Origin of the sequence: Mycobacterium sp. (assembly GCF_025965855.1) — a bacterium.
Classification (GTDB): Bacteria; Actinomycetota; Actinomycetes; order Mycobacteriales; family Mycobacteriaceae; genus Mycobacterium.
In genome coordinates, this window is sequence record NZ_JAOPWB010000002.1 from 1 (window position 1) to 7103 (window position 7103).

General features: G+C 67.6%; 7 protein-coding genes and 1 pseudogene. 2 read left to right on the forward strand and 6 right to left on the reverse strand.

All coding sequences use genetic code 11. The features are described 5' to 3' along the window. Nucleotides 1–342: 342 nt before the first annotated feature. From JWP83_RS00095 to JWP83_RS00105, 3 genes and pseudogenes are all read right to left on the reverse strand, one after another. A complete protein-coding gene (locus JWP83_RS00095; RefSeq protein WP_297724329.1) occupies nucleotides 343–948 on the reverse strand; it encodes a hypothetical protein in 606 nt (201 codons plus the stop codon). A gap of 110 nt (nucleotides 949–1058) precedes the next feature. After that, a complete protein-coding gene (locus tag JWP83_RS00100) occupies nucleotides 1059–1223 on the reverse strand; it encodes a hypothetical protein (RefSeq protein ID WP_297724347.1) in 165 nt (54 codons plus the stop codon). A gap of 43 nt (nucleotides 1224–1266) precedes the next feature. Beyond that, nucleotides 1267–1428 (reverse strand): annotated as a pseudogene (locus tag JWP83_RS00105) (molybdopterin cofactor-binding domain-containing protein); the annotation flags it as partial. Between the two features lie 71 nt (nucleotides 1429–1499). Here JWP83_RS00105 and JWP83_RS00110 point away from each other — a divergent pair. Beyond that, nucleotides 1500–2075 (forward strand): nucleotidyltransferase family protein, encoded by a 576-nt coding sequence (locus tag JWP83_RS00110; RefSeq protein WP_297724331.1) that lies wholly within the window; start codon nucleotides 1500–1502, stop codon nucleotides 2073–2075. Here the strand turns inward: JWP83_RS00110 and JWP83_RS00115 are convergent. The 3 genes from JWP83_RS00115 to JWP83_RS00125 form a co-directional block, all read right to left on the reverse strand. Further along, complete coding sequence (locus tag JWP83_RS00115; RefSeq protein WP_297724334.1) at nucleotides 2072–3529, reverse strand: amino acid permease; 1458 nt, start codon at nucleotides 3527–3529, stop codon at nucleotides 2072–2074. The two genes, JWP83_RS00110 and JWP83_RS00115, sit on opposite strands and share 4 nt — an antisense overlap. Nucleotides 3530–3608: 79 nt before the next feature. After that, nucleotides 3609–4559: an amidohydrolase family protein gene (locus JWP83_RS00120; protein ID WP_297724337.1), complete on the reverse strand. Its 951-nt coding sequence runs from the start codon at nucleotides 4557–4559 to the stop codon at nucleotides 3609–3611. A gap of 16 nt (nucleotides 4560–4575) precedes the next feature. Further along, nucleotides 4576–6066 (reverse strand): aldehyde dehydrogenase family protein, encoded by a 1491-nt coding sequence (locus tag JWP83_RS00125; protein WP_297724340.1) that lies wholly within the window; start codon nucleotides 6064–6066, stop codon nucleotides 4576–4578. 126 nt (nucleotides 6067–6192) lie between these two features. On the opposite strand from JWP83_RS00125, the gene JWP83_RS00130 reads away from it, so the two are divergent. After that, the coding region (locus tag JWP83_RS00130; protein ID WP_297724344.1) for a LysR family transcriptional regulator at nucleotides 6193–7103 on the forward strand (911 nt) is incomplete at its 3' end.

Sequence of the window (7103 nt, forward strand, 5' to 3'; positions counted from 1 at the left end):
ACTCGACCCCAGCCCACAAATCCAGGACCTGCTCGACTACCTCGACGACCGAGCCGACCCCATCTTCTGGGGCTAACGACCAGCTAACCTGATCCAACCGATGCACTGACCGGTTGAACTCAAGACCACATATGAGACATCACCCAAAGGCGGCGCTGCCGCTTCAAAATTCCAGGTCACGTTGTCGCAAATGTTGGTCGCATAAATACCTGTCTCGAGTACGGACTATTCGATGACGACCTCGACGGCGTCGCCGTGCCCCTGGTCGCGGCGATCAATCTGCTGCGGACACAGTGCGGACAAAGTCGACGCCGTGACCAGCTGCCTCGCGCTTTCAGGCGCTCAGAACGTCGTGACCTTCTCGACGCTGACGAACATGCCGTGGTGAGTGTGGTCGTTGGTGAAGCGGGTCCCTTCGGCGCTGGCACTTATCGTCCAGCCCTGCGCCGCGTAGGTCTTGTAGTCGATGGTGACGGTCGGGATGGCGCCCAGGTTGCCCAGCACCCACTGCACGTTGCCGCCGGCGCTGATGCTGACGCCGTTGGCGTGCTCACCGTCCTGCAGCGGGGAATTGGTGAACGGAGCCTCGCAGCCGACGGTCTCCTTGTTGATCTGACAGCGGGTAACGCCGGACTTGGTCTCGATGAAGACGTAGCCGTTGTGGTCGGGCGGGAGCGGGATAACCCCGGCCGGTGGTGTGGTCGGGCTCGCCGGCCCGGTCGGGCTCGTCGGTGAGGTCGGGCCCGGGCTGATGGTCGGCGCCGGCGTCGTCGTGCTGGGCCGCGGCGTGGGAAAGGTGGGCTCGGTTGGCCCGGCCCCCGGGATGGCGACCGGCTTGCCGTCGATGAGCGAACTGCAGCCCGAAACCAACGCGGGGCCGGCCAGGACGGCCGAGAGCAGCAGCGAGCCGCCGGCCAGCCTTCGCCGCGCCTTTTGCGATAACTGCACGCGCCGCTCCCCGAAAGTCTTCGATTTCAGGGCTTAGAGTACGCAACAAGCGGCGAAAGTTACTGCAACCAGCCGCCTATCGATGCCGAGCCGATGGCGCAGGTTTACCGCTACGTGACCGACTCGATCTCGGCCGCTCGGTGGTCCGCGGCGACGATGCCCTGGTAACCCGTGCTGCGGCAGAAGTCCCGAAGGAAGTCCGCCAGCGTCATGCGCGGTTCGACGCTGGCCGCGATCGGAGTGTCGTTGACCGACAAACTGGACCGGTTGCTCATGCATGGCTTGCCCCCGCGGTGCTTCCGCTATGGCGTTGATCGCGTTGATCACCGCGGGCGCCGAGCCGATGGCCACCTTCTGGCCGAAACCGCCGCCGGTGTCGGGCATGATGACCCGAACCCGTTGCGCCGCAATGCCTAACAGGCCCGCACGGAACGCCCGCAACTCGTGCGGGGTCTGCGTGGACGCCCACAGGGTGAGCTTCCTTCCGGGTCCTGAGTCATGTCGCTCCATCGGTTGTCGCCGAATGAGAAGCTGAACGTCATCATAGGAGAGTGCCGTTATCGCACTCGGGAGCTCCGGCTCCGCACCACGTCGGGGTGCTGCTCGCCGCGGGTGAGGGACGGCGCTACGGGCAGCCGAAAGTGCTGGTAGACGGGTGGCTGGACGCCGCGGTCGGCGCGCTGCGTGACGGTGGCTGCGGCGACGTCGTCGTGGTCTTGGGGGCCGCCGAGGTCGCGACGCCGCCCGGGGTCACCCCGGTCGTCGCACCCGACTGGCGCGACGGGCTGAGCGCCTCGGTGCGCGCCGGTCTGGCCGAGGCCGACCACTTGCACGCGGACTACGCGGTGCTGCACGTCGTCGACACCCCCGACGTCGGTCCCGCCGTGGTGGCGCGGGTCTTGGCCCGCGCGGCGTCGTCGCGCAGTGGTCTGGCGCGCGCGTACTTCGGCGACCGGCCGGGTCACCCCGCGGTGATCGCGCGCCGGCACTGGCCCGAGGTGCGGGCGCAGCTATCGGGGGATCGGGGCGCGGGGGCTTACCTGCGCGGCAGGCGGGACGTGGAGATCGTCGACTGCGGCGACCTTGCCGAAGGGCGGGACTTGGACGAGCCGTGGGCCGCGATTTAAGCCACCACGGGTGGGTCAGTGGCGGGAGAGGCCGGCACTGCGGTGTCTTGGGCGGCGGCACTCACCCGATGTCGGACCAGGAACCAACCGCCGATGAGCGCGGGGACGCCGATGATCATCGCGGCGGCCAGCCACGGGCCTTGCACCTTGTCGAACAACATCAGGATCACGACGCCGACCAGGAAAGCGAGCGTCAGATAGCCGCTGTATGGCGACAGCGGCATCCGGAAACTCGGTCGTTGCAACCTCCCGGCCTTTGCCAGCCGGTACAGCTGCAGCTGGCTCGCCACGATCGTCCCCCACGCGAACACGATGCCCACGGCGGCAATGTGCAGCACGATTTCGAAGGCTTGGCTCGGTTTGACGGCGTTGAGCACGATGCCCAACAAACCCACTGTGCTCGTCAGCAGGATCCCCCCGTACGGCACACCGTTCTTCGACATCGGCGCGGTGAACTTGGGGCCGCTGCCGTTGATCGCCATCGACCGCAGGATGCGGCCCGTGGAATACAGTCCCGCGTTCAAGCTCGACAGCGCGGCGGTGAGAACCACCAGGTTCATCACGCTGCCCGCGCCGCTGAAACCGACCTTGGAGAAGAACGTCACGAACGGGCTGACGTGGTCTCGGTAGGCGGTGTAGGGCAGCAGCAGGGCCAGCAGGACGGTGGACCCGATGTAGAAGACGGCGATGCGGAACACCACCGAGTTGATCGCGCGCGGCATGATCTTCTCCGGGTTTTCCGTTTCCCCGGCCGCGATGCCGATCAGTTCTATTGCGGCGTAAGCGAAGACCACCCCCGAGGTGACGAGCACCAGCGGCAGCAGGCCGGCGGGCAACAGGCCGCCGTGGCTGTCCCACAGCCCGGCACCGGTGCTTTGACCGTCGACCTTGAAGCGGCCGACCACAAAGACCGCCCCGACGACGAGGAACGTCACCAGCGCCAGCACCTTGACCAACGAGGCCCAGAACTCCAGCTCGCCGAAGGCCTTGACCGAGATCAGGTTCATCGACAACACCAGAACGAGCGCGATCAACGCGAGGGTCCACTGCGGGATGGCGTGAAACGCCCTCCAGTAGTGGCAGTAGTGCGCGATCGCCGTGGTGTCCACGATTCCCGTCATCGACCAGTTGAGGACGTACATCCAGCCCGCGACAAAAGCCAATTTCTCCCCGAAGAATTCGCGGGAGTAGGAGACGAACGATCCCGACGACGGGCGGTGCAGCACCAGCTCGCCGAGCGCGCGCAGGATGAAGAACACGAAGATGCCGCAAACCCCGTAGACCAAAAACAGCCCGGGCCCCGCCGAGGCCAGCCGCCCACCTGCACCGAGGAAAAGGCCGGTGCCGATGGCGCCACCCAGGGCGATCATCTGAATCTGGCGGTTTTTCAGGCCCTTGTGATAGCCCTCGTCCTCGCGCGTGAGCCGCGCGGCGGCGCTGTCTGACGGTGACATCGAGCTCCTGCCGTGGTGCTCCGGGACAGCTCAGGCTAACCCATGACCGCGCCGCGTGCCGACCAACAACCGGTGAAGCCTAGCGGCGCAGCAAGCGCTCGGCGTTGCGGTGGCTGATCAGCGCCCGGTCGTCGTCGCCCAGCGGCAGGCCGTCGAGGAAAGCGCGGGCGGCGAGCATCGACCCGAACGGGTAGTCGGCCGAAAAGCACACTCGCCCAACGCCGACCTGCGCGATCAGGTTGGCGTAGGTCGCCTCGTCGTTGAAGTTGGCGAAGGTGTAGTTGAGGTTTCGCCGCAAGTAGGTGCTGACGGGGTGCCGCAGGCCGGTCAGTTCGGGTTTCAGCGTCGCGTCAAACCGCGGCAACATGAACGACGTCGCTTCCCCCATGTGCCCGATGATGAACTGCAGCTCGGGGTAGCGGTCGAACACGCCACCGAGGATCAGGCGCAGCACATGCGTGGCGGTGTTGATGTGCCAGCCCCAGCCCACGGTGGCCAGGGCGAACGTGACCTCCGCGGAGAACCCTGCGTAGCTGGACTCGATGACCCCCGCCGGCGGGATGGTCGGGTGCAGATAGATCGGGACCCGCAGCGCGGCCGCGCGCGACAGGACGGGGTCGAAGAACGGATCGTCCAGGTAGCGACCCCGGCTGTGCCCGTTGATCACCGCGCCCGGAAAGCCGTGATCGCGCACTGCCCGCTCGAGTTCCTCGGCCGCCGCCTCGGGCGCGCTGATCGGCAGGGCCGCAAAGCCCGCCAGCCGCTCCGGGTACCGACCGACCGCCGCCGCGAGCTCCTCGTTGCATTCGCGGGCCAGCCGAACTGCTTCCGGCCCGTCGAGCTGTTCCACGCCCGGCGCGGCCAGCGAGAGCACCGCCACGTCGACGCCCGCATGGTCCATCGCCGCGATCCGGCCGTCGCCCAGATCGCTGATCGGTTCGACGATGCCCGCGCGGGACGCCAGCCAGCGACCCGGTCCGCTCAGGAATTCCGTTGTGGCGTAATGCTCTTCGAGGGCTATGGTCCTCATGGTCCGCACCAGAGGCCTAGCCGGTCAGCGCTCTGGTGGCGGCGCTCCAGTACGACAGCTCGTCGCGATCGGCGGCCAGCCGAATCGTCTTGGTGTACCCGTACTCCGCCAGCGTCTCCTGGGCGTGCTCGCGCCCGAACCCGCTGTGGCCGACCCCGCCGAATCCGGTGCCGATGGAGATCCGGTGATAGTTGTTGACGAAGACGGACCCGGCCCGGATCCGCCGGCTCACCCGCAGCGCCCGATCGCTGTCCTGAGTGAACACCGCCGCAACCAGTCCGAACGGCGTGGCGTTGGCGATGCGCACCGCCTCGTCCTCGTCGGTGAACGGAATGAGGGCGACCACCGGGCCGAAGATCTCGTCGCGGGCCACCCGCATGGCGGGGGTCACGTCGGTCAGGACCGTCGGAGCGACGTAGAAGCCGTCGGCCAATCGAGGATCGTCGGGCAGCGGCGCCTGAGCGGCGATGTGGGCGCCTTCGGCCACACCGATCCGCAGGTAGTCCAGGACCTGGTTCTGCTGCTTGCGGCTGACCAACGGCCCGACGTCGGTCGCCGCGTCTGAGCCGTCGCCCACCCGCAGCCGCCTCACCGCGTCACACAACTTCGCCTCGAACTCGGCATAGATGCTGTCCTGCACCAGGATTCGCGACGCCGCGGTGCAGGCTTCGCCCTGGTTGAAGAAGCCGCCGTCGACGGCGGCCAGCAGCGCCTCGTGCAGGTTGGCGTCGTCGAAAACCAGCAGCGGGTTCTTTCCGCCCAGCTCCATCAGCGTCGGGGTGAGGTTGCCGGCCGCGGTGCGCAGCACCGCCGCGCCCGTTCGCGGCGATCCGGTGAAAGAGACCTTGCCCACCAACCGATGCCCGGCCAGCGCGGCGCCCACCTCGCCCCTGCCAGGCACGGCCTGAACCACACCGTCCGGCAGGACCGACTGGATCAGTTCGACCATCCGCAACACCACCGAGGGCGCCTGTTCCGGTGGTTTGAGCACGACGGCGTTGCCGACGGCCAGCGCCGGTGCGACCTTGCCGGCGGTGTGGATGGGCGGCCAGTTGAAGGGGACGATGCCGGCGATCACCCCGTACGGTTCCAGCGTGGTGACGTCCAGGACCGGGCCGTAGTCGCGCGCCTGGTTGGGCAGCACCTCCACCAAGCTGCCGAAGTACTCGAATATGGCGATCGCGGCTTCCACGTCGAAATTGCGCGCCTGGCTGATCGGCTTGCCCATTTCCAGCGTCTCGAGCGCCGCGATCTCGTCGGCGTGGGCGCGGATGATCTCGGCGATCTGGCGCAGGTATCGGCCGCGCTCCCGCGCGGGGCGTTGCTTCCAGTGCAGGTGCGCGACGTGTGCCCGGCGGACGGCCTGGTCGACCTCGTCCGGCCCGGCACCCTGGACGACGGTGACGGTCTGGCCCGTCGCCGGGTTCTGCACGACGAACTGGTCGTCGGTGGACGCCGAGGACCACCGGGTCCGCGTCCTGGTCAGCGTGGGGGTCTGCAAATTCATAAAGCGCACCGTCCGGTTGAGGGGATTGGGATCGACGCGAGCCAATTGCGAACGTAAATTGACTCAACTGTCAGGCGCCAACGAAAATTTCTGATGGGAGCCATCACCAGCGGTGATAATGGCTCGGTGGAGCTTCGCCAGTTGGAGTATTTCCTCGCTGTCGCGGACAACCTCAGCTTTACCCGGGCCGCCAAAAGGTTGCACGTCGTCCAATCCGGAGTGTCCGCGACGATCAAGGCTCTCGAACGAGAACTCGGCGCGGAACTGTTCGTTCGCGGCCCGGCGGGGGTGACGCTCACGCCGGCGGGACAGGAGCTGGAGCCCCACGCCCGCGCAACCATCGACGCCGCCCGCGCGGCCAAAGACGCCGTCGCCGCCACTCGCGGAGCCATCCGTGGCACCGTCACCCTGGGGACGCTGACGTCGATCAACGTCATCGACCTGCCGACGCTGCTCGCCGAGCTCTATGCCCGGCATCCCGGCGTGCTGGTCCAATTGCGTTCCGCCCGAGCCGGTTCCGCGGGCCTGGCGCAGCAACTCCGCGACGGCAGCCTCGACGTCGCGCTGGTCGTTTTCCCCGACGGGCCGCCGGCCGACCTGCACACCCGACTCGTCGCCGCCTTTCCGCTTCTGCTGGTCGTTCCCGTGCATCACCCCCTCGCCGGTCGGGGGGCGGTGTCACTGGCCGAGCTGGCCGGGATGTCGTTCGTCGACGGGCCGCCGGGATACGGCAACCGGGCCGTCGTCGACCGGGCGTTCGCCGCCGCCGGGGTGCAGCGCACGATCGCCCTCGAGGTCGCCGATATCGCCACCACCGCGACCCACATCCGAAACGGCTTGGGCATCGGCTTTTTGAGCCGGTTCATCCTCGACGAGATCGGCGATTCCGGTTTGGCGACGCTACGGATCTCCGATTACGACATCTGTTGGCGCCTGTACGCCGCGATGTCAGCGGTGCGGCCGCCCGGCGCGGCTACCCGCGCCGTGTTCTCGCTGATCGAGGAAATGATCCCTGATCGCGGCACGTCGAGTGTGCG

Excerpts from the sequence above, each read along its gene's own strand:
- JWP83_RS00125 (WP_297724340.1), bottom strand. The coding sequence starts at position 6,066 with ATGAATTTGCAGACCCCCACGCTGACCAGGACGCGGACCCGGTGGTCC.
- JWP83_RS00115 (WP_297724334.1), bottom strand. The coding sequence starts at position 3,529 with ATGTCACCGTCAGACAGCGCCGCCGCGCGGCTCACGCGCGAGGACGAG.
- JWP83_RS00120 (WP_297724337.1), bottom strand. The coding sequence starts at position 4,559 with ATGAGGACCATAGCCCTCGAAGAGCATTACGCCACAACGGAATTCCTG.
- JWP83_RS00100 (WP_297724347.1), bottom strand. The coding sequence starts at position 1,223 with ATGAGCAACCGGTCCAGTTTGTCGGTCAACGACACTCCGATCGCGGCC.